This window comes from Streptomyces sp. NPDC058295 (assembly GCF_042880655.1).
GTDB lineage: Bacteria > Actinomycetota > Actinomycetes > Streptomycetales > Streptomycetaceae > Streptomyces > Streptomyces coriariae.
Genome location: NZ_JBHVYO010000011.1, coordinates 54,974 through 75,534, shown reverse-complemented (window position 1 = coordinate 75,534; position 20,561 = coordinate 54,974). Strand labels below are relative to the sequence as shown.

The window sequence follows — 20,561 nt, the reverse complement described above, 5'->3', positions numbered from 1 at the left end:
TCGGTGAGCATTTCCGAGCCCTTGGACGACCCGTGGGCCGACAGCGGGCCCAGTGATCGTCTGCCTCCTGCCCGGCGGCGCGGCCAAGGAGGGCGCGGTCGTGACGAACAGCACGATCGCGGCCGGGAAAGCGGCGAGTGGGAAGGCGGTGGCACCGCCTTCGAGCGGGTACCGCCGCAGGACCTCGACGCCGAACAGTCCGTCCTCGGCGGCATGCTGCTGTCCAAGGACGCCATCGCCGACGTGGTCGAGGTCCTCAAGGGCCACGACTTCTACAAGCCCGCGCACGAGACGATCTACCAGGCGATCCTGGACATCTATGCCAAGGGCGAGCCGGCCGACCCCATCACGATCGCCGCCGAGCTCACCAAGCGCGGCGAGATCAACAAGGTCGGCGGCGCGTCCTATCTGCACACCCTCGTCCAGACGGTGCCGACCGCCGCCAACGCCGAGTACTACGCGGAGATCGTCCACGAACGTGCCGTGCTGCGCCGCCTGGTCGAGGCCGGCACCCGCATCACGCAGATGGGATACGCGGGCGACGACGACGTCGACGAGATCGTCAACCGGGCCCAGGCCGAGATCTACGCGGTCACCGAGCAGCGCACCAGCGAGGACTACCTCCCGCTCGGCGACATCATGGAGGGCGCCCTCGACGAGATCGAGGCGATCGGCTCGCGCAGCGGCGAGATGACGGGTGTGCCCACCGGCTTCACGGACCTCGACTCGCTCACCAACGGTCTGCACCCGGGCCAGATGATCGTCATCGCGGCCCGTCCCGCCATGGGTAAGTCGACGCTCGCGCTGGACTTCGCGCGCGCGGCGTCGATCAAGCACAACCTGCCCAGCGTCATCTTCTCGCTGGAAATGGGACGCAACGAGATCGCGATGCGTCTGCTGTCCGCCGAGGCCCGCGTCGCCCTGCACCACATGCGCTCCGGCACCATGACGGACGAGGACTGGACCCGTCTGGCACGCCGGATGCCCGAGGTCTCCTCCGCACCGCTGTACATCGACGACTCCCCGAACCTGTCGATGATGGAGATCCGGGCCAAGTGCCGCCGCCTGAAGCAGCGCAACGACATCAAGCTCGTGATCATCGACTATCTCCAGCTGATGCAGGCCGGTGGCTCAAAGCGCTCCGAAAGCCGTCAGCAGGAGGTCTCGGACATGTCCCGTAACCTCAAGCTGCTGGCCAAGGAGCTGGAGGTCCCCGTGATCGCGCTCTCGCAGCTCAACCGTGGTCCCGAACAGCGCACGGACAAGAAGCCGATGGTGTCCGACCTGCGTGAGTCCGGCTCCATCGAGCAGGACGCCGACATGGTGATCCTGCTGCACCGTGAGGACGCCTACGAGAAGGAGTCTCCGCGCGCGGGCGAGGCGGACATCATCGTGGGCAAGCACCGTAACGGTCCGACGGCCACGATCACCGTCGCCTTCCAGGGCCACTACTCCCGCTTCGTGGACATGGCGCAGACCTGATCCGGTGTCCCGGGCGGAATGAACTCGACGCCGGCCGCGCGGGCGGGGTGGACTGGGCCCATGACAACACCTCAGGAAGAGCTGCTTCCCGGAACCCGGCGGGCGCTGCTGCACCGGATCGCCGTGGCCCAGGCCGAGGGGCGTGCCCCGTCTCTGGTCGCCGCGGTGGTACGGGACGGACGGGCCGTGTGGCACGGGGCGCGGACCTCGGTCGACGGGCACGCGCCGGACGAGAACGTGCAGTACCGGATCGGCTCGATCACCAAGACCTTCACCGCCGTGCTCGTCCTGCGACTGCGGGACGAAGGCGTGCTCGACCTCGAGGACCCGCTGGAGAAGCACCTGCCCGGATCCGGCGCGGGGGAGGCCACGGTGGCCGAACTGCTCGCCCACACCGGCGGGTTGGCGGCGGAGTCGCCCGGCCCCTGGTGGGAGCGGACCCCGGGTTCGCTGCGGCCCGAGCTCGCCGATGTCCTCGGCGACCAGGCCGCCCCGTTTCCGGCCGGCCGACGTCACCACTACTCGAACCCCGGCTACGCGCTCCTCGGTGCTCTCGTGGAAGAACTCCGTGGGGCTCCCTGGGAAGAGGTACTGCGACGGGAAGTACTAGAACCCCTGGGCCTCGACCGTACGACCGTCCGGTCGCAACCCCCGGCTGCGGGAGGCTGGGCGGTCCATCCCTGGGCCGACGTCTTGCTGCCCGAGCCCGCCGAGGACTTCGGACGGATGGCCGCGGCCGGCCAGCTCTGGTCCACGGCCGGCGATCTCGCGCGATTCGCCGCTTTCCTGGCCCGGGGTGACGACCGCGTCCTGAGCGTGGAGACCCTGCGCGAGATGTGGACGCCGGCGGCACCGGCCGGGCTGCCGGATGTGGCGGACGGATCCGCCTATGGACTGGGGCTGCAGATCCAGCACCGGGACGGCCGGTTGCTCGTGGGCCACTCCGGCTCGGTGCCGGGCTTCCTGGCCACCCTCACCATCGGTGTGGCGGACGACGTGGCCGCGGTGGTGCTCGCCAACTGCACGTCCGGCGTTCTCACGTCCCAGGTGGCCGCCGATCTCGTACGGATCGTCGCCGAGGCTGAGCCGCGGATTCCCGAGCCGTGGCGTCCGCTGCGGGAGGTGGACCCCGCCGTCCTGGACTTGGCGGGCCAGTGGCACTGGGGGACCAGCCCCTTCGCCCTGCGGGTGACGGCCGACGGGCTGGTCTCCCTGGGGCCGTTGTCCGGCGCCGGCCGGCGCTCCCGGTTCAGGCCGAACGGGGACGGGACCTGGACCGGCCTGGAGGGCTACTACGCCGGAGAGCTCCTGCGGGCCGTACGGCGGCCGGACGGGAGCGTGGACCACCTGGACCTCGGGTCGTTCGTGTTCACGCGTCAGCCGTACGACGAGCGGGCTGCTGTGCCCGGTGGCACCGCCCCGGAGGGCTGGCGCGGCATCGGCTAGCCCCACACGGGGAGGAAGCGCCCTGTTTCACGTGAAACAAGGCGCTTCTGTTCGGGCCCGGAGTCCTCAGAGCTGGAGCTTGAAGCCCACATGCGAGGCGACGAAGCCCAGGCGCTCATAGAAGCGGTGGGCGTCGGTGCGCGTGCTGTCGGAGGTGAGCTGTACCAACTGGCAGTTCTCACGCCGGGATTCCTCGATCGCCCACTCGATGAACCGCGTGCCCAGGCCACTGCCGCGCTCGTCGGCGTGCACCCGCACGCCTTCGATGATCGACCTGGTCGACCCGCGCCGGGACAGGCCCGGGACGATCGTCAGCTGGAGCGTCCCGACGACCTGCCCCTCACGGACGGCGACGACCAGGCGCTGGTTCGGGTCGGCGGTGAGCCGTTCCAAAGCGGTCAGATAGGGGCTGAGATCGTCCGGCGACTCGCGCTGTGCGCCCAGGGGGTCGTCCGCGAGCATGCCGACGATCGCGGGGATGTCCTCGGCGACGCCGGCCCGTATTTCAAGATCTCCCATGCTCGCACCCTATGTGCCCAAGGCGGCGACGGGCGCGTTCAGTGACTCCACGACCCGTACCAGCGGGGCCAGTTCCGCGTTCCTGGCGGCTTCGTCGAGCGCCTCGCGCAGGGCGGCGTCGTTGGTCGGACGGGCTTCGGCCAGCAGCTTCAGACCGGCTTCGGTGACATTGGTGTAGATGCCACGGCGGTCGGTGGGGCACAGGTAACGCTCGAGCAGCCCGCGGTCCTCGAGCCGGGTCACCAGTCGGGTGGTCGCGCTCTGGCTGAGGACGACCGCGTCGGCCACCTGCTTCATCTGGAGATGTCCTCCGTCGCCGTCGTGCTGGCGGCTGAGCACGTCGAGCAGGGAGTACTCGCGCACGCTCAGGTCGTGCCCGCTCTGCAGCGCGCGCTCGATGTGGGCCTCGATCCTCCCGTGCAGCAGGGAGAGGGCGCACCAGCCCTGGGCGAGAGCGGTGAGCGCGGGGTCCGTCGCAGTCATGGGGGTTCTCCTCCGTCCCGGAGCGGCTGAGACCAGGATAGAGCAATCCCGCAATATACGGCGATTGCACCTAGCCCGCGTGTGCAACTATTGTGAGAGCACGTAAAGCGCATCTGCAATCATCTCGGAAGGTGTTACCTCCTATGCCTCTCGCGCTTCTGGCCCTCGCGATCGGGGCCTTCGGAATCGGGACGACCGAGTTCGTGATCATGGGGCTGCTGCCCGAGGTCGCGGGCGACTTCGGGGTCTCCATCCCCACGGCCGGCTTCCTCGTGACCGGCTACGCGCTCGGTGTCATGTTCGGTGCCCCGCTCATGACGGTCCTCGGCACCAAGGTCTCCCGCAAGCGGATGCTGATGCTGCTGATGGGCCTGTTCATCGTCGGAAACCTGCTGTCCGCCGTTGCCCCCTCGTTCGCCGTGATGCTGATCGGCCGCGTGGTCGCCTCACTCGCCCACGGCGCCTTCTTCGGCATCGGCTCGGTCGTCGCGGCCGACCTGGTCGCCCCGGACAAGAAGGCCGGGGCCATCGCGATGATGTTCACCGGCCTCACCGTCGCCAACGTCGTGGGCGTTCCGCTGGGCACTCTCATCGGGCAGAGCGTCGGCTGGCGCGTCACCTTCGCCGTCGTCGCCGTACTCGGCGTCGTGGGCCTGGTCGGCATCGCCAGGCTCGTGCCCGACATGCCGCGGGCCGAGGGAGTGCACCTGCGAGACGAACTGGCCGCCTTCAAGAACGCCCAGGTGCTGCTCGCCATGGCGATGACCGTCCTCGGCTTCGGCGGAGTCTTCGCGGCCATCACCTACATCGCGCCGATGATGACGCACGTGGCCGGCTTCGCCGACGGATCCGTCACCTGGCTGCTGGTCCTCTTCGGGCTCGGCATGGTCGGTGGCAACCTCGTCGGCGGCAGGTACGCCGACCGCGCGCTGATGCCGATGCTGTACGTCTCTCTGGGCGCCCTGGCGGTCGTCCTGGCGCTCTTCACGCTCACCGCCCACAACAAGCTCCTGGCGGCCGTCACGATCGTCCTGATCGGCGCCCTGGGCTTCGCCACCGTCCCGCCGCTCCAGAAGCGCGTCCTGGACCAGGCCCACGGCGCGCCGACGCTGGCGTCGGCGGTGAACATCGGTGCCTTCAACCTCGGCAACGCGCTGTCCGCCTGGCTCGGCGGCCTCGTCATCGCCGCGGGCCTGGGCTACACCGCCCCCAACTGGGTCGGCGCCGCCCTCGCTGCGGGTGCCCTGCTCCTCGCCGTCGTCTCGGCCGCACTGGAGCGCCGTGGCAACGCCCCTGGCGGTGCCGGCGCCGTCGTCGCCGGTGGAACGCCCGTCGAGCGGCGGACGGCCGTCCAGCGATGAAACCCGCCGGTCACCTCGCTGGGCCAGGGCCGTCCCGGCGACCGTCCCTGATCACCGCGGACCTCGACCGCGTTCGGCCTCGGCAGCACCGGGACCTCGGTCACGCCGCACCTCGAAGAACCTCGCCCCGCCCCGACAATCTCGCAAGGAGAAGTTCCCCTCATGAGCACCACCACCTTCGCGCCCCTGACCATTCACGACGCCGAAGCCCTCGTCACGGCCGCCCGTCGTGCCGCCGAGGAAGCCGGGGTCACGGCCAGCGTCACCGTCCTGGACGCTGGCGGCCATCTGCTGGCCTTCCGCCGCGATGACCGGGCCGTACTGATCTCCGGGGAGACGAGCACGCGCAAGGCGTACACGGCGCTTCAGCTCAACGCCCCCACCGCCGACCTCGTCGACGCCGTGCAGCCGGGCGGACCCTTCCACACCCTGCCCACCGCGCTCGACCGGCCGCTGCTGTTCATCGCGGGTGGGGTGCCGGTGCACCGCGACGGCCGGCTGATCGGCGCGATCGGGGTCGGGGGCGGCGCCCCGGAGCAGGACCACGGCTTTGCCACCGCCGCTGTGGAGACGCTCGTCTGACCTGTCACGTCCACGAAGAACGCCGGTTTCCGACCATCACGGGAACCGGCGTTCCGTCGTGTCTCCCGGCTCAGCCGGCCGCCACCGTCAGCGGAGCGAACCGGCGGCGCCAGTCGCCGGGCACCTCCGTGATCCCGTGGGTCATCACCGCGTTGAAGGCAACGGACTCCAGGCCCCGTGCTTTCACCCACTCCAGCAGTTCCTCGTGCCGGACGTCGATGTCGGTGCGCAACGGCCGGTCCGTGCGGGCGGCGAGGGAGGCCAGCAGGGTCTTCGCGGTCCTCGTGTCCCTGGCGATCAGCGGGCCCACGACCTGGGTGTCCATGTTGGGCCATGCGGCCGCGTAACCGATGATCCGGCCGTCGTCCTCGGCGACCCGCAACTGGTCGGCGAAGGCGGGCAGACGGGTGATCACATGCGTCCGATCGGTGCCGAAGACCTCCTCGTCGAGCCGGAGGATCGCGGTGAGGTCCTCGGCCGTGGCCGCACGGGTGACGACGTCCGATGCCGTGTCGTCCGGTGTGAGACGCCCGCGCACCATTTCCGCCCGGCCCGTGGTCTTGAAGCCCAGCTCCTCGTAGAGCGGACGGCCGTTCGGCGTGGCGTGCAGGGTGAGCGGGGTGGTGCCCAGCAGGGAGACGACGTGCCGCATCAGCCGCCGACCGATGCCCTGCCGGGCGTACCGCTCGGCGACCAGCACCATGCCGATGGCGCCGAGGGTGGGGTGGCCGGGCGGGCCGTACTCGGTGACGACGCAGGCGGTGACGAGGCCGCCGTCGGGGTCGTCGATGCCATAGCCGCTTCCGGCCGAGAGAAGCAGGCCCCACTTGTGCTCCTCGCGCGGCCACCCCCGGTCCTCGGACAAGTCGGCACAGGCGGTGAGGTCGCGGTGCGTCAGACGACGGATGGGCAGAGCGGTGTGGGAAGGAGTCGGCACGCAGGTCAGGCTGTCCGACCCGCACCGTCGGCGTCCACCTGTTTCCCCGGGGACATACGTGCTTTTGGCCATGTCACGGCCCGCCATCCGACTCCACGGCCCATCGTCCGGCGCGACGGCAGTGCGGGAGTGCGGCAGTGCGGGAGTGTTTCACGTGAAACAGGGGCGAACGGCAGCTCGGGAGAGGCACTGTCAGGGAAGTATCTGGCCTGCCCGTTAGCCTCGGGCCATGGCGAGACTTCACCTCTTCGACCTTGACGGCACGCTGCTGCACGGGACGTCCGCTCCCTTGGAGATCTCGCGTCAACTCGGCCTGGAGGCCGAGACAGCGGTGCTGGAACAGTCGATCTCGGCGGGGTTGATCGGCCCGCCGGAGTACGCGGCGCAGGTGTACGAACTCTGGACGCAGCTCACCGAGGAGCATGTGACGGCGGCGTTCGAAGGAGCGCCGTGGCTGGCACGCATCCGTGATGTCTGGGCCGAGATAGGGCGCAGAGGGGAGTACTGCGCGGTCGTGTCGCTCTCGCCTTCCTTCTTCGTGGAAAGACTCACCGGGTGGGGCGCCCACGCGACGTATGGGTCGCGATTCCCGGCGGTCCCTTTCACCGAGCCCATGGACCCGGCGGGAGTGCTGAGCGCTGCGGCGAAGGTGCTGATCGCCGACCGACTCTGTGCGGAGTTCGGAGTGGCGCGGAACGACTGTGTCGCTTACGGCGATTCGCTCTCCGACAAGGATCTGTTCGGGGCCGTGCCGGTCTCTGTCGCGGTCAACTCGGACCGCCATCTGGCGGGCCTCGCGACCCACTCCTACGTAGGGAAGGACCTGTGGGATGCCTATGAATTGGTGGGCCACGATGGCTGATTGACCCCTCATTGACCCCGGATTGAAGAGAACCCGCGGTTCGCGTACCGAGCAGGTTCCGGGGACGGAAGGGGGGAACTTGTGTGGCGGACGGCGGCCGGTATGGTCGACTTCGGTTCGCTTCCGGGACGAAGTGCGCGCGACGCGGTGCAGACATTCCGCGCGAGCCGAGAACAGGGCAATGCAGCCTAACGGGACGGAGAGATCGAAGACCCGCATTTCCGGTGATGTGACCGAGGCGCCCGGACAGGATGGGATGCTGCGGTGAGAGTGCCGCCCCAACCTCGCACACCCGCCCCACGTGTGCATACGGACGGGAAATTCGGGTGGACCGTGGCGGTCCTCGCCGTGGAACCGAACGGAAAGGCAAGCCGTCTGCGGGGGAAGCAGGCACCTTCCGATCCAGGAAGTGCGCAGACCGACCGAAAGATGTTCGAGGCGAGGCACACCATGGACGCTCCGACCAGCAGGTCGGCCGACAACGGCATGTCCGACGGCGGGGACGGATGGTTCGCACCGCGCAAGCAGCCGGAGCCGGCTCCGCGGGGTGAGCAAGGGGCTTCCGAGGGCAGTCGTCTGGCCGCACTGCGCCCCGTGGGCAGGAACGCGGTCGACTCCCACGGCGAGGCGCCCCAGGGCGGCACCACGGACGTCGAGCACCGAATACACCCGGACCCGCCTGCCCCTGACGACGCGACGACCGCCCCCGCGAGCGCACCGCCCCCGTCGCCGCCCTGGCAGGAATCCCCCGTCGAGGGCCACCACCCCGCCGAGACACCACCCTTCGTGCCGTCTCGGCCACCGGCCCCGCCCGAGGCGCAGGCCCCGTGCGCGACAACCGACGCCTCTCGAGGCCGCGCAGAACCTGGGGCACCCGTCCAGCAGCGGGCGGCCCTACCGTCGCCGTCGTCGCTGCCGCTGACACAGCAGTCGCAGCCGCAGCCGCCGGTGTCCGCGGAAGTGGCAGGGACCCCCCAGCGGGCCGTGCTCACCGAGTCCCGTTCGGCCGAACGACAGGTCACCGCCTCGTCCGTCGATTCCCTGGTGTCCGCCCAAGGGCCGTCGCCTGTCGGCAACGCGTCTCCGGACGCCGTCCTCATCCGGCGCACGATGGCCGAGGTGGCCCCGGTGGCCGACAAGGTCACGTCGTACTTCTACGCGCTGCTGTTCGTCCGCCACCCCGACCTGCGCTCGCTGTTCCCGCCCGCGATGGACGCCCAACGGGACCGGCTGCTCAAGGCACTGCTCACCGCCGCCGAGCACGTGGACAACAGAGCGGTCCTCGTCGAATACCTCCAGAACCTGGGCCGTGGTCACCGTAAGTACGGCACCAGGGCCGAGCACTATCCCGCCGTCGGCGAGTGCCTCATCGGCGCGCTGAGCAAGTACGCGGGCGCCGTGTGGAACGCCGAGACGGAGGCGGCCTGGGTCCGGACCTACACCACGATCTCCCAGGTCATGATCGACGCGGCGGCCGTGGACGAACTGCGCGCCCCGCCCTGGTGGTACGCGGAGGTCGTCACGCACGACCTCAGAACGCCGGACGTGGCGGTCCTCACCGTCCGTCCCCACCAGCCCTACCCCTTCCTCGCCGGGCAGTACGCGAGCCTGGAGACGCCGTGGTGGCCGCGGATCTGGCGGCACTATTCCTTCGCCTCGGCACCGCGCTCAGACGGCCTGCTGGCGTTCCATGTGAAGGCCGTCCCCGCGGGCTGGGTCTCCAGTGCCCTGGTGCACCGCGCCCGGCCCGGCGACGTCGTCCGGCTCGGTCCCCCGGCCGGTTCGATGACCGTCGACCACACCAGGAACAGCGGGCTGCTCTGCCTGGGCGGTGGCACCGGCATAGCCCCCATCAAGGCGCTGGTCGAGGATGTCGCCGAGCACGGCACGCGGCGCCCCGTCGAGGTGCTCTACGGCGCGCGCAGCGACCACGACCTGTACGACATCGACACGATGCTCCGGCTCCAGCAGTCCCACCCCTGGCTGGAGGTCCGCCCGGTGGTCGACCGGCACGGTCTGCTCCAGTTGCCCGACGCGATACGCACCTTCGGACCCTGGGCCGAGTACGACGCCTATGTCGCCGGTCCGCCCGGCATGATCCGTAGCGGGGTGGACGCGCTGCGGGGCGTCGGCATCCCCTCGGAGCGCATACGGCACGACTCGGTCGAGGAACTCGTCGCAGCGGGGAGCTGACCCGGCGCCCCGGGGGCAGCCCCCGGCCGGGCTCAGCCCCTCAGCCGAGGTCGGGCGCGTGCATGGCGCGGACGCCCTCGATGTTGCCGTCGAGGTAGTGCCGCAGCGACAGCGGTACGAGGTGGACGGAGGCGATCCCGACCCGGGTGAACGGCACCCGGACGATCTCGTACTCGCCGGCGGGTTCCTCGATCTCCGGGCCGTGCCGCAGGGCCGGGTCCATGGACTCCAGACGGCAGACGAAGAAGTGCTGCACCTTCACGCCGGTCGCGCCCCCGTCGTCACCGATGTGCTCGACGGTGTCGACGAAGCAGGGCACCACGTCGGTGATCTTGGCGCCGAGTTCCTCGTGCACCTCGCGGTGCAAGGCGTCCACCACGGTCGCGTCATCAGGTTCGACCCCGCCACCGGGCGTGACCCAGTAGGGATCCACACCGGGCTTGGTGCGCTTGATCAGGATCAGATTGTCGCCGTCCAGCAGAACGGCTCGTGCGGTGCGCTTGACCACGGGTCGGACGGTCATGGGAGAAATGTGGCCCGGCTGGTTCCACGTGAAACATCGTGAGAGGACACCGGAGGAGATCATTCCCTGCCACCAGGTGGAAACCGGGTCAGTACCACGCGGTGGCCGCGCCCAGCAGCCATTCGTGAGCCCGGGCGATATGCGGCGTCGCCAGCGTTCCTGTGCGCGCCACGAGAACGTACGTCCGTAGCGGCGGCACCGCCGGCTCGTGCAGCGCGACGATGTCACCGCGTTCCAGAGCGGCCGCACACAGATAGCGGGGCAGGACCGCCAGACCGGCACCCGCGAGAGCACACGCGAGGACCGCGCGCAGATCGGGCACGATGACGGTGCCCGAGGCGGCGGGGCGCGAGTCGAAGACGGAGGCCCAGTAGCGGGAGACGAGGGGCAGGGACTCGTGGACCTCGACGACCGGGAGGTTCTCCAGCGCGGTCGCGCCCTCGCGGCACAGCTTCCCGGCATCGATCCGCTCGTCCCACTGCGGAGCGGCGACCAGGACGTGCTCCTCGTCGCACAGCGGAGTAGCCGTGAGCAGCGCCCCGCGCGGTCGCGCCGTGCTGATGGCCAGGTCGTGGTGGCCGGCGGCCAGGCCGTCCAGGACCTCCTCGGCGTTGCCGAAGGAGGCGCGCAGGGCGAACCCCTGACCGTCGTCGCCGGACAGCTCGGTGAGCGCGGGAAGGGCCCGCTCGGCGGTGAATTCGGGAGGCCCTGCGAGATGCAGCGTCCGCCCGGCGGACTCGTCGTCGGGGCCGGTTCCGGCGATCTCCACCAGGGCGTCGAGATGGGGAGCGGCCTTGTGGGCGAGTTCGTCGCCGATGCTCGTCGGCGTCACGCCGCGGGCCTGCCGCAGGAACAGGGGGCGGCCGAGCTGCCGCTCCAGCGTGCGGATCTGTGAGGTGACGGCCGGCTGGGACAGTCCCAGCAGCGCGGCGGCGCGAGTGAATGAGCCGGCCCGGTGCACGGTCACGAAGGTGCGCAGCAAGGCCAGATCCACGGAGCGTCCTCCCTTTCCCCGCCTTTCTCCAGCTCTGCGGCAGGGCCCAACTATAAATAAGTCGATAGGTCTCTGTCGCTACTGTGATTGGACACTGACACAGAGTCAACTAGCCTTGTGCGCGCGGTTCTTCGCGCGCAGAACCGAGGACGGTCCGAGCCACGAGGGGGGAGGTTCGGACCGTCCGTTGTGCGTAGCGGGGTCCCGACGGGGGGTCCGTAAGGCGGTCACCGCGCCGACTCCTCCAGCGCGCGCAGCACATCCGCCACCAGGTCCTCGGGGTCCTCGGCGCCGACGGACAGCCGGATGAAGCCCTCCGGCACCGCGTCCCCACCCCAGCGCCCGCGCCGCTCCGCGGTCGACCGCACCCCGCCGAAGCTCGTCGCGTCGTCCACGAGCCGCAGGGCATCGAGAAAACGCTCGGCGTGCGCGCGCGTGGACAGCGTGAAGGAGATCACGCACCCGTAGCGACGCATCTGCTGCGAGGCGACCTTGTGGGACGGGTCGTCCGGCAGCCCCGGGTACCGCAGCCCGCTCACCTCGGGCCTCCCCCGCAGTGCCCCGGCCACGGCCATGGCGGTGGTGTTCTGCCGCTCCACGCGCAACTGAAGGGTGGCGATCGACCGGTGCGCGAGCCAGGCCTCCATGGGCCCGGGGACCGCCCCGACGATCTTGCGCCAGCGCCGTACGGCTGTCATCGGCGTACCGGCCCGCCCGGTGACATAGCCGAGGAGGACGTCGCCGTGACCCGTGAGCTGCTTGGTGCCACTGGCCACCGAGAAGTCGGCGCCGAGTTCCAGCGGGCGCTGCCCGAGCGGGGTGGCGAGCGTGTTGTCCACAGCCACCAGAGCGCCACGCGCGTGTGCCGCCTCGACGAGCCGCCGGATGTCGCACACGTCGAGCCCGGGGTTCGAGGGGGACTCGATCCACAGCAGCTTCGCGCCGTCCAGGACGTTCAGCTGGGCGTCGCCGCCGGTCGGCGCGGTGCGTACCTCGATGCCGTACGCCTCCAACTGCGCGCGCACCAGGGGCAGCGCCTGGTAGCCGTCGTCGGGCAGCACGACGGTGTCCCCGGCCTTCAGCTGGGAGAACAGCACCGACGAGATCGCGGCCATGCCGGAGGCGAAGGCGAGCGTCTCGACGTCGTCCTGGCCCGGCGCCTCGAGCTCGCCGATGGCGTGCTCCAGGTGGGTCCAGGTCGGGTTCTCGTCACGACCGTAGGTGTACGGGCCCGTGGGCTCGCCCGGCAGGTGGAAGTGCGCTGCGAACACCGGCCCGGGAAGGGTCGGCTCGTACTTCACCGGCTCGGGCAGCCCCGCCCGCACCGCGCGCGTGCCCTCGCCGGGACCTCTGGAAAGCTCTCCGTCGGTGGCGGATCCGCTCATGACACTTGCCCTTCCACGTCGTCTCGTACGGCGGCGAGCAGACCGGCGCTCGCCTCCTCCACCATCTCAAGGCACTCCTCGAAGCCGCTCAGACCCCCGTAGTACGGGTCGGGGACGTCGAGGTCGTCGGCTGCCGCGGGAGCGTAGGACCGAAGCAGCCGTATCTTCGCCGCGTCCTCCTCGGCGGGTGCGAGGAGGCGCAGGGCCTCGAGATGGCCGGCGTCGAGGGCTATGACGAGGTCGAGGCGGGCGAACCACGACGGCTCGAAACGCCGGGCCGTGTGGTCGAGGGTGTACCCGTGCTCCTCCAGGACGGAGCGGGCACGAGGATCGGCGTCCTCGCCCTCGTGCCAGTCACCCGTGCCGGCGCTCTCGATCTCGACCAGTCCCTCGAGACCGGCGTCGTCCACGCGCGCGCGGAAGACCGACTCGGCCATCGGCGAGCGGCAGATGTTGCCGGTGCAGACGAAACAGACGCGGTAGGTCATCGCGGCCTCAGTCGCCGTCCGGCATGACGACGTTGAGGGCCCAGGAGACGACGGAAATGATCAGGCCGCCCAGGACCGCGGTCCAGAAGCCCTCCACGTGGAAGCTCAGGTCGACCTTGTCGGCCAGCCACGAGGTCAACAGCAGCATCAGGGCGTTGACCACCAGGGTGATCAGGCCGAGGGTGAGGATGAACAAGGGGAAGGTCAGTACCTTCACGATCGGCTTGACCAGGACGTTCACCAGGCCGAAAAGCAGTGCGACGACTATGAGGGTGCCGATCTTCTTGCCCGTGCTGTCACCGGTCAGGGTGATCTTGTCGAGCAGCCAGACGGCGACCGCCAGGGCGCCCGCGTTGGCGATCGTCTTGACTACGAAATTCTTCATGTGTCTGATCGTGGCAGAGAGATCGAGAACGAGCACCGGACGAGGGCGGACTAGGTCGATGAAGGCATTCCGGTTGGATGAACTGGAGGCGGAGCGAGCCGCCAACGACGGTGCCTACCTGCAGTTTCTGCGTGAACGGAACATGTCGGTCGGGCTGTACGCGCTCGACGCCGGCGCGCATGATCCACAGAATCCGCACAACCAGGACGAGGTGTACTTCGTCGTGAGCGGGCGCGCCTCGATCACTGTCGGTCTGGAGACGACTCAGGTGGCGCGGGGCAGTGTGGTGTACGTCCCGGCCGGGGTCGCCCACAAGTTCCATCACATCAGCGAGGACCTTCGGGTCCTGGTCGTCTTCTCGCCGGCCGAGGGCTGAACTCCTCCGTCCGGAGACCGTCCGTCATGAGGCCACCCGGAGTCCACCCGGAGTCCACCCGGAGTCCACCCGGAGTCCGTCCTGAGCAGGTCCGTACGGTGCCTGTGCGGCGTCTGACCGGGGCGTGTCCGACCGCTGATTGACCAGCGGTCTCGGGGTTCCCTAGGGGTTCGGTCAGGGGAGGACAAGGGGTGCGAGACCCCCGTCGGCACCCTCTTCGGACCTAGCATCGGCGGCAGGACATCGAATCGCTCCGGCCCGACAGGGGTGCCGGAGATCGAACGAAGAGGATGAGGACAAGGGCCATGCGAGAGATCTTCGCGGGAATGCCGTGGTGGGTGAAGTGGGTCGCGGTGCCGGTCATCGCCCTGGTCGTGTTCGGTGGCCTCATAGCCAGCGTCGTCGGATTCGTGATCGGTCTGCTCTTCAAGCTGCTGGTCTTCGTGGCGCTGGTCGGCGGACTGATCTACGTCGTAAGGAAGTTCACTTCGAGTTCCTCCTCGCGCAGCGACTGGTGAGCGGTGCGGGAGGCCGGTGAGCGGTAACAGGAATCGCCTGTTCCCTCGGCCGGGGGAAGTTTCCCTGACAGCCCGTCTGTACGCGGTGGCAGACGGTTAAAGTCCGGAACTCGTCGCGGGGACGGACCCCCGCGAGTGGCGCACACCCCCTCCCGTGTCCCCGCACGGACCTCCCCCTCGCGCTTCGGAAGTGACCCATGGTCATGGTTGACACCGCATCGGCAGAACCGTTCGCACCCCCCGCCCGGCCGCGGTCCGCCGCACCCCCGCTGCAACGCCCACCGAACACGACCACCCCCGAGCATCCACACCCCGCGGCCACCCTGATCGGCTCCGTCCAGCGCGCCATGCGGCTGCTGGAATCCGTCGCGGAGCACGAGTACGGGGCTCCGGCCAAACAGCTCGCCCGCGAGACCGGACTCGCGCTGCCCACGGCCTACCACCTGCTGCGCACCCTCGTGCACGAGGGCTATCTGCGACGCGACAGAGGGCTGTTCTTCCTCGGCGAGGCGGCTGAGCGGCTCGGCAGGAGCGGAGCCGCGCAGAAACGTCGCAGCACGGTCGCCGACACCCTCGCCCAGTGGCGCGATTCGATCGGTGTTCCGGTGTATTACGCCAGATACCGCGACGGCGAGATCGAGATCATGTGCGTCTCGGACACCCCGGGCAATCCGGCGGTCGAGGAGTGGGCCGACTTCGGCGAGACCGGACACGCGCACGCCATCGGCCAGTGTCTGCTGTCCCAGTTGGACGAGGACGCCCGCCGCGACCACCTGGCCCGCTACCCCGCGGAGTCGATCACCCCGTACACCGTGCGCGACAACCACACCCTGCTGCGGCGCCTGGAGCGCATGCGGCGTATGGAACCGGTCGTCGAACGGCAGGAGTACGCGTTGGGCACGGTGTGCGCCGCCGTCCCGATCACTGTGGGCACCACGGCGTCCACGATGGCGATCTCTCTGCCCGCCCACCACGCCGACCGGTTGCTGCCGGCCGCCCGGCAACTTCAGAGCGAGATCGGACGGCTGCTGGGGTCGCTGGCGATCTCTATCAGTATCTGAAAACTCACTCCTTGTGATCTGTTGTGTACTTTCAGCAAGATGCGTGCAGTGTCAGAAGGTCCATTCCCGGCCAGTCGGCGGCAAATGACGAGGTAAGGCGATGCGCGAGTCCGTACAGGCAGTACAGGCAGAGGTCATGATGAGCTTCCTCGTCTCCGAGGAGCTCTCGTTCCGCATTCCGGTGGAGCTGGGTTACGAGTCGTGCGATCCCTATGCCGTGCGACTCACCTTCCATCTGCCCGGTGATGCCCCGGTGACCTGGGCTTTCGGGCGGGAGTTGCTCATCGACGGTGTGGGCAGGCCGTGCGGCGAAGGGGACGTTCGTGTCTCGCCGGTGGATCCCGATGTGCTGGGGGAGGTCCTGATCCGGCTTCAGGTCGGTGGTGACCAGGCCCTGTTCCGCTCCTCGGCCGCCCCGCTCGTGGCCTTCCTCGACCGCACCGACAAGCTGGTCCCGCTGGGCCAGGAGGGTGCTCTCGCCGATTTCGATGCGCATCTGGACGAGGCGTTGGACCGGATCCTGGCGGAGGAGCAGAGCGCCGGCTGACGTGAGGGCGATGCGAGTGGTGGCGAAGCGGGTGTGGCGAAGGCTTCGCTGCGGTCGGTGTTGTGCAGGAACGCTTCTTCAGGGGGTGGCGCAGGCGCCGAACGGCCCTGTCGAGCGGAGTGAGGCGTGCGCCCGAGTCGGCCGGTGTGGTCAGCACTCGGGCGCCCTCCCGCCTCAGCGCTTGCGCCGCCTGCCCCGGCCGCCCCGGGTCTGGGCGCTGCCCGCGGCCGCCGCAGCCGGAGCCGCAGGAGTCGCTTCCGGAGCCGTCACGGGTGCCTTTCCAGGGCCTGTCCGGTCGGCGGAGACCACCAGGGCCGCCAGGACCGTGGTGACGGGCACGGAGGCGACCAGGCCGATCGAGCCCACCAGGGTGCGCACGATCTCCTCGGCCACCAGTTCGCTGTTGGCGACGCTGCCCACGCTGCTCTGCGCGATCGAGAAGAGCAGCAACAGCGGCAGCGCGGCACCGGCGTAGGCGAGGACGAGCGTGTTGACCACGGACGCGATGTGGTCGCGGCCGATGCGGATGCCGGCCCGGTACAGGCCGCGCCAGCCCATGGCGGGGTTGGCCTCGTGCAGTTCCCAGACCGCCGAGGTCTGAGTGACCGTCACGTCGTCGAGGACGCCGAGCGAGCCGATGATGATGCCGGCCAGCAGCAGACCGCTCATGTCGATCGACGGGTACAGGCCGTGGATCAGGCCGGTGTTGTCGTCCGTGTTGCCGGTCAGCGCGGCCCAGTCGATGAACAGCGAGCCGAGGACGCCGATCAGCAGGAGCGAGATCAGCGTGCCGAGCACCGCGACGGAGGTGCGGGCCGAGAGCCCGTGGCAGAGATACAGCGCGATCAGCATGATGGCGCTCGACCCCACCACCGCCACGACCAGCGGGTTCGACCCCTGGAGGATCGCGGGCAGCACGAAGAAGTTCAGCACCATGAAGCTGATGGCCAGCGCGACCAGCGCCATGACGCCCCGCAGCCGCCCGACGACCACGACGGCGACCGCGAAGATGATCGCCAGGACCGCCATGGGGATGCGGCGGTTCACGTCGGTCACCGAGTACTGGAGATCCTTCGGCGCGGAGGGCTCGTAGGCGACCACGACCTTCTCGCCCTGCTCCAACTGCCGTGACTGGTCGGGCTGGACGATCTCCGTGAACGTACGGCCCTTGTCGTCGCCGGTGTCCACCCGGATCGTGGCCCTCTTGCAGGTGCCGCCCGCCTGCTGCTGCGCGGAGGAGCCCTCGGCCGTGGAGGTGTGGCCGGTAGGGGTGTCACCCGAGGCGTTCACCGACGCGCAGCTCAAGCTCACGACCTTGGTGACCGTGGCCTGCTGGGTCTGCCGGTCGAAGCCGACTCCGGTGCGCTCGTGCGCAGGGGCTCCGCCGGGCCACAGCACCACGAGCCCCACCAGTACCGCGGCACCGAACGGGATGAGGATGGCCGCGATGACCTTGCGCAGGTGCTGGGAGACAGGGGCGGCCGGGCCGTGACTGTGGCTGTGCGAATGCCCGTGCCCGCCGTCGGAACCGGATCCGGAACCGTGCCCGTCGCCCGGGCCATGGCCGTGTCCGCCGCCGTGGCCCTCTCCGGAACCGTTCCCGGGGCCACCGCCATGACCGCCGTCGTGACTCTGCCCATGACCGTGTTCGCGGTCGAAGCCATATCCGTCACCAGGGCCGGGACCAGAACCAGGAACAGGACCAGAGCCACGTTCAGGACGAGGGCCCGGGCCGGGACGAGGGCCGGAATCATGGTCGGGTCCGTACTCCTGCCCGGGCACGGACCCATCCCCGTCGTCGTACCCGCGGCCGTTCCCGTATCCCTGGCCGTCCCCGTATCCCTGGTCGTTCTCGGGCCCTTGCCCGCTGCGGTACTCCTGCCCGCTCCGGTATCCCCGGCGGGTCCCGGGCTCTGGACCGTTGCCGTAGCCCAGGCCGCTTCCCGCCCCCGACCCAGACCGCGCCCCCGGTCCCGACTGCGTCCCCGGGCCTGCCCCGCGGCCCTCGATCGGGCGGGGGCGTTGCCCGCCAGGGGTTCCGGCACGTCTCAGTCCGCCGAGGCCGCCTGCGTATCCCGGCCCGTGGTCGGGACTGCGCGGGTGATCGTGACCGTTGCCGGAGTCGCGGTCCCCTCTGGGGCCGCCGGCAGAACCGCTTCCGGAGCCATTGCCGGAGCCATTGCCGGGACCGCTGCCGGCGCCCGGTCGGCGGGGCGGCTCGGGCGGCGGGTACGGGGGCTGGTGTGTCGTGGTCACCGACCGATCATCGCAAGAACGACACGGGCCCTCTGTTCACCGCGCCAGAATTGACGCTAGCGTGGAGACAACCTTTGCACACGCGGGAGCTCGGAGCACCGGGCTGAGAGGGCGCTGACCTCCGTCTTCGCGATGTCTCACGTGGAACGTCTCTCGAATCGAGTGATGTTTCACATGAAACATCGGCAGGCGGTAGCCGCTGCGTCGACCGCCGAACCTGTTACCGGGTAATGCCGGCGTAGGGAGTAGGTCTCATGACCAACAAGGACGCACGCACGCCTGCCTTCACGCAGCACGCGACCAGCGAAAGCACGGTCGACGTGAATGCCTCGGAGGCCGGGAAGTCCATCGGCTGGCACAAGGGGTACGTCGAGGGCACCCGCCCCGATCTACAGGTGCCGGTTCGTCAGGTGCATCTCACCAACGGGCAGTCGGTCAGCCTGTACGACACCTCCGGCCCGTACACCGATCCACTCGTCGAGACGGAGGTCCGCAGGGGCCTGTCGCCGTTGCGCGAGAACTGGATCATCGCCCGGGGCGACACCGAGGAGTACGCGGGCCGGCCGGTCCGTCCCGAGGACGACGGACTCAAGCACACCTCACCGCGCGGCGGGCTGCGTAACCTCGACGCGGTCTTCCCTGGCCGGCCGCGCCTGCCGCGCCGCGGGCGGGACGGCGAGGCGGTCACCCAGCTCGCGTATGCGCGCCGGGGGGAGATCACACCCGAGATGGAGTTCGTGGCCATCCGAGAGAACGTTTCCCCCGAGGTGGTTCGCGAGGAGATCGCGGCGGGCCGCGCCGTGCTGCCGGCCAACGTCAACCACCCGGAGATCGAGCCGATGATCATCGGCAAGCGGTTCCTGGTGAAGGTCAACGCCAACATCGGCAACTCGGCGGTGACGTCCTCCATCGAGGAGGAGGTCGAGAAGATGACCTGGGCGACCCGCTGGGGCGCCGACACGGTCATGGACCTGTCGACCGGCCGCAACATCCACACCACCCGCGAGTGGGTGCTGCGCAACTCCCCCGTTCCCATCGGCACGGTGCCGCTGTACCAGGCGCTGGAGAAGGTCGACGGCCGCGCCGAGGAGCTGACCTGGGAGATCTACAAGGACACCGTCATCGAGCAGGCCGAGCAGGGCGTGGACTACATGACGGTCCACGCCGGTGTCCGCCTTTCGTACGTCCCGCTCACCGCCAACCGCAAGACCGGCATCGTGTCCCGGGGCGGCTCGATCATGGCGGCCTGGTGCCTCGCGCACCACAAGGAGTCGTTCCTCTACGAGAACTTCGAGGAACTCTGCGAGATCCTCGCCGCCTACGACGTCACGTACTCGCTGGGCGACGGCCTGCGGCCGGGTTCCATCGCGGACGCCAACGACGCGGCTCAGTTCGCGGAGTTGAGGACCCTCGGGGAACTCAACCGGGTCGCGAAGCGTTTCCATGTTCAGACGATGATCGAAGGCCCGGGCCATGTCCCGATGCACAAGATCAAGGAGAACATCGACCTTCAGCAGGAGATCTGTGATGAAGCTCCGTTCTATACGCTCGGCCCGCTGACGACGGACGTCGCGCCGGCGTACGACCACATCACCTCCGGCATCGGTGCCGCGATGATCGCCTGGTGGGGCACGGCGATGCTCTGCTACGTCACGCCCAAGGAGCATCTGGGCCTGCCCAACCGTGACGACGTCAAGACCGGTGTCATCACCTACAAGATCGCCGCCCACGCAGCCGACCTCGCCAAGGGGCACCCCGGTGCGCAGGAATGGGACGACGCGCTGTCGGACGCCCGCTTCGAGTTCCGCTGGGAGGACCAGTTCAACCTGGCCCTCGATCCTGACACGGCACGGGAGTTCCACGACGAGACACTCCCCGCGGAGCCGGCGAAGACGGCGCACTTCTGCTCGATGTGCGGGCCGAAGTTCTGCTCGATGAAGATCAGCCAGAGCATCAACGAGCGGTTCGGCGCCGGGGCGGCCGAGGGGGCCTCGGCGGAGGAGATCGCCGAGGGCATGCTGGAGAAGTCGAAGGAGTTCGCGGCGAGCGGGAACCGGGTGTACCTGCCGCTGGCTGACTGACGTACGCGGAACGGCGCTGTCCCCGGAGGTCCGAGGCCTGGGGACAGCGCCATCAGCGACCGGCGCGGAGGGGGGAGAGAGG

The 20,561-nt window shown here is 69.5% G+C and carries 20 protein-coding genes and 1 riboswitch; of the genes, 11 read left to right on the top strand and 9 right to left on the bottom strand.

Annotated elements, in window-relative coordinates; genetic code table 11:
* The first annotated feature begins 3 nt into the window (after positions 1-3).
* Positions 4-1,482, top strand: coding sequence for a replicative DNA helicase (dnaB, locus tag ACFVYS_RS14185; protein WP_389501915.1), 1,479 nt, complete (start codon positions 4-6; stop codon positions 1,480-1,482).
* Positions 1,483-1,542: 60 nt separating this feature from the next.
* Positions 1,543-2,928, top strand: coding sequence for a serine hydrolase domain-containing protein (locus ACFVYS_RS14180; RefSeq protein WP_389501914.1), 1,386 nt, complete (start codon positions 1,543-1,545; stop codon positions 2,926-2,928).
* Between the two features lie 66 nt (positions 2,929-2,994).
* Here ACFVYS_RS14180 and ACFVYS_RS14175 read toward each other — a convergent pair whose 3' ends face one another.
* Together ACFVYS_RS14175 and ACFVYS_RS14170 are read right to left on the bottom strand one after the other, a co-directional pair.
* Entirely contained in the window at positions 2,995-3,447 is a 453-nt protein-coding gene (locus ACFVYS_RS14175; protein WP_389501912.1) for a GNAT family N-acetyltransferase, read from the bottom strand.
* 9 nt (positions 3,448-3,456) lie between these two features.
* A complete protein-coding gene (locus tag ACFVYS_RS14170; protein ID WP_389501910.1) occupies positions 3,457-3,930 on the bottom strand; it encodes a MarR family winged helix-turn-helix transcriptional regulator in 474 nt (157 codons plus the stop codon).
* 143 nt (positions 3,931-4,073) lie between these two features.
* Between ACFVYS_RS14170 and ACFVYS_RS14165 the strand changes: the two genes are divergently transcribed.
* Both ACFVYS_RS14165 and ACFVYS_RS14160 read left to right on the top strand, forming a co-directional pair.
* Positions 4,074-5,291, top strand: a complete 1,218-nt coding sequence (locus ACFVYS_RS14165) for an MFS transporter (protein WP_389501908.1) — start codon at positions 4,074-4,076, stop codon at positions 5,289-5,291.
* A 162-nt stretch (positions 5,292-5,453) separates the two neighbouring features.
* Positions 5,454-5,873: a heme-binding protein gene (locus ACFVYS_RS14160; protein WP_389501906.1), complete on the top strand. Its 420-nt coding sequence runs from the start codon at positions 5,454-5,456 to the stop codon at positions 5,871-5,873.
* Between the two features lie 70 nt (positions 5,874-5,943).
* On the opposite strand, the gene ACFVYS_RS14155 is transcribed toward ACFVYS_RS14160, so the two are convergent.
* Positions 5,944-6,810 (bottom strand): GNAT family N-acetyltransferase, encoded by an 867-nt coding sequence (locus tag ACFVYS_RS14155; protein WP_389501904.1) that lies wholly within the window; start codon positions 6,808-6,810, stop codon positions 5,944-5,946.
* A 229-nt stretch (positions 6,811-7,039) separates the two neighbouring features.
* Here ACFVYS_RS14155 and ACFVYS_RS14150 point away from each other — a divergent pair, with 229 nt between their 5' ends.
* Together ACFVYS_RS14150 and ACFVYS_RS14145 are read left to right on the top strand one after the other, a co-directional pair.
* Positions 7,040-7,672: an HAD family hydrolase gene (locus tag ACFVYS_RS14150; protein WP_389501903.1), complete on the top strand. Its 633-nt coding sequence runs from the start codon at positions 7,040-7,042 to the stop codon at positions 7,670-7,672.
* A gap of 429 nt (positions 7,673-8,101) precedes the next feature.
* Positions 8,102-9,865 (top strand): globin domain-containing protein, encoded by a 1,764-nt coding sequence (locus ACFVYS_RS14145; RefSeq protein ID WP_389501901.1) that lies wholly within the window; start codon positions 8,102-8,104, stop codon positions 9,863-9,865.
* 40 nt (positions 9,866-9,905) lie between these two features.
* On the opposite strand, the gene ACFVYS_RS14140 is transcribed toward ACFVYS_RS14145, so the two are convergent.
* The 5 genes from ACFVYS_RS14140 to ACFVYS_RS14120 form a co-directional block, all read right to left on the bottom strand.
* Positions 9,906-10,388, bottom strand: a complete 483-nt coding sequence (locus ACFVYS_RS14140) for an NUDIX domain-containing protein (RefSeq protein WP_057606335.1) — start codon at positions 10,386-10,388, stop codon at positions 9,906-9,908.
* An 88-nt stretch (positions 10,389-10,476) separates the two neighbouring features.
* On the bottom strand, positions 10,477-11,382 hold the full coding sequence (locus ACFVYS_RS14135) for a LysR family transcriptional regulator (RefSeq protein WP_389501898.1): 906 nt from the start codon (positions 11,380-11,382) through the stop codon (positions 10,477-10,479).
* A 227-nt stretch (positions 11,383-11,609) separates the two neighbouring features.
* Positions 11,610-12,767 carry a cystathionine gamma-lyase gene (locus tag ACFVYS_RS14130; protein ID WP_389501897.1) on the bottom strand — a complete coding sequence of 386 codons (1,158 nt, stop codon included), beginning with the start codon at positions 12,765-12,767 and terminating at the stop codon, positions 11,610-11,612.
* Positions 12,764-13,255: a low molecular weight protein-tyrosine-phosphatase gene (locus tag ACFVYS_RS14125; protein WP_389501895.1), complete on the bottom strand. Its 492-nt coding sequence runs from the start codon at positions 13,253-13,255 to the stop codon at positions 12,764-12,766. Before ACFVYS_RS14125 ends, ACFVYS_RS14130 begins: the two co-directional genes overlap by 4 nt.
* A 7-nt stretch (positions 13,256-13,262) precedes the next feature.
* On the bottom strand, positions 13,263-13,640 hold the full coding sequence (locus tag ACFVYS_RS14120) for a phage holin family protein (RefSeq protein WP_389501894.1): 378 nt from the start codon (positions 13,638-13,640) through the stop codon (positions 13,263-13,265).
* 58 nt (positions 13,641-13,698) lie between these two features.
* Between ACFVYS_RS14120 and ACFVYS_RS14115 the strand changes: the two genes are divergently transcribed.
* The 4 genes from ACFVYS_RS14115 to ACFVYS_RS14100 all read left to right on the top strand — a co-directional run bounded on the left by ACFVYS_RS14115 (position 13,699) and on the right by ACFVYS_RS14100 (position 16,142).
* Positions 13,699-14,016: a cupin domain-containing protein gene (locus tag ACFVYS_RS14115; RefSeq protein WP_020130690.1), complete on the top strand. Its 318-nt coding sequence runs from the start codon at positions 13,699-13,701 to the stop codon at positions 14,014-14,016.
* A gap of 305 nt (positions 14,017-14,321) precedes the next feature.
* Complete coding sequence (locus ACFVYS_RS14110) at positions 14,322-14,534, top strand: DUF5326 family protein (RefSeq protein ID WP_020130691.1); 213 nt, start codon at positions 14,322-14,324, stop codon at positions 14,532-14,534.
* Positions 14,535-14,731: 197 nt separating this feature from the next.
* Entirely contained in the window at positions 14,732-15,595 is an 864-nt protein-coding gene (locus ACFVYS_RS14105) for an IclR family transcriptional regulator (protein WP_389501891.1), read from the top strand.
* A gap of 100 nt (positions 15,596-15,695) precedes the next feature.
* Positions 15,696-16,142, top strand: a complete 447-nt coding sequence (locus tag ACFVYS_RS14100) for an SsgA family sporulation/cell division regulator (protein ID WP_020130693.1) — start codon at positions 15,696-15,698, stop codon at positions 16,140-16,142.
* A 174-nt stretch (positions 16,143-16,316) separates the two neighbouring features.
* Here ACFVYS_RS14100 and ACFVYS_RS14095 read toward each other — a convergent pair whose 3' ends face one another.
* Positions 16,317-17,924, bottom strand: a complete 1,608-nt coding sequence (locus tag ACFVYS_RS14095; RefSeq protein ID WP_389501889.1) for a YibE/F family protein — start codon at positions 17,922-17,924, stop codon at positions 16,317-16,319.
* Positions 17,925-18,470: 546 nt separating this feature from the next.
* Positions 18,471-18,660, top strand: a riboswitch (TPP riboswitch).
* Between ACFVYS_RS14095 and thiC the strand changes: the two genes are divergently transcribed.
* Complete coding sequence (gene thiC / locus ACFVYS_RS14090) at positions 18,653-20,479, top strand: phosphomethylpyrimidine synthase ThiC (RefSeq protein WP_389501887.1); 1,827 nt, start codon at positions 18,653-18,655, stop codon at positions 20,477-20,479. Its footprint overlaps the riboswitch before it by 8 nt.
* The last annotated feature ends 82 nt before the right edge of the window (positions 20,480-20,561 follow it).

Excerpts from the sequence above, each read along its gene's own strand:
- ACFVYS_RS14180 (WP_389501914.1), top strand. The coding sequence starts at position 1,543 with ATGACAACACCTCAGGAAGAGCTGCTTCCCGGAACCCGGCGGGCGCTG.
- ACFVYS_RS14175 (WP_389501912.1), bottom strand. The coding sequence starts at position 3,447 with ATGGGAGATCTTGAAATACGGGCCGGCGTCGCCGAGGACATCCCCGCG.
- ACFVYS_RS14170 (WP_389501910.1), bottom strand. The coding sequence starts at position 3,930 with ATGACTGCGACGGACCCCGCGCTCACCGCTCTCGCCCAGGGCTGGTGC.
- ACFVYS_RS14165 (WP_389501908.1), top strand. The coding sequence starts at position 4,074 with ATGCCTCTCGCGCTTCTGGCCCTCGCGATCGGGGCCTTCGGAATCGGG.
- ACFVYS_RS14160 (WP_389501906.1), top strand. The coding sequence starts at position 5,454 with ATGAGCACCACCACCTTCGCGCCCCTGACCATTCACGACGCCGAAGCC.
- ACFVYS_RS14150 (WP_389501903.1), top strand. The coding sequence starts at position 7,040 with ATGGCGAGACTTCACCTCTTCGACCTTGACGGCACGCTGCTGCACGGG.
- ACFVYS_RS14145 (WP_389501901.1), top strand. The coding sequence starts at position 8,102 with ATGTTCGAGGCGAGGCACACCATGGACGCTCCGACCAGCAGGTCGGCC.
- ACFVYS_RS14140 (WP_057606335.1), bottom strand. The coding sequence starts at position 10,388 with ATGACCGTCCGACCCGTGGTCAAGCGCACCGCACGAGCCGTTCTGCTG.
- ACFVYS_RS14130 (WP_389501897.1), bottom strand. The coding sequence starts at position 12,767 with ATGAGCGGATCCGCCACCGACGGAGAGCTTTCCAGAGGTCCCGGCGAG.
- ACFVYS_RS14125 (WP_389501895.1), bottom strand. The coding sequence starts at position 13,255 with ATGACCTACCGCGTCTGTTTCGTCTGCACCGGCAACATCTGCCGCTCG.
- ACFVYS_RS14120 (WP_389501894.1), bottom strand. The coding sequence starts at position 13,640 with ATGAAGAATTTCGTAGTCAAGACGATCGCCAACGCGGGCGCCCTGGCG.
- ACFVYS_RS14115 (WP_020130690.1), top strand. The coding sequence starts at position 13,699 with ATGAAGGCATTCCGGTTGGATGAACTGGAGGCGGAGCGAGCCGCCAAC.
- ACFVYS_RS14110 (WP_020130691.1), top strand. The coding sequence starts at position 14,322 with ATGCGAGAGATCTTCGCGGGAATGCCGTGGTGGGTGAAGTGGGTCGCG.
- ACFVYS_RS14105 (WP_389501891.1), top strand. The coding sequence starts at position 14,732 with ATGGTCATGGTTGACACCGCATCGGCAGAACCGTTCGCACCCCCCGCC.
- ACFVYS_RS14100 (WP_020130693.1), top strand. The coding sequence starts at position 15,696 with ATGCGCGAGTCCGTACAGGCAGTACAGGCAGAGGTCATGATGAGCTTC.
- thiC (WP_389501887.1), top strand. The coding sequence starts at position 18,653 with ATGACCAACAAGGACGCACGCACGCCTGCCTTCACGCAGCACGCGACC.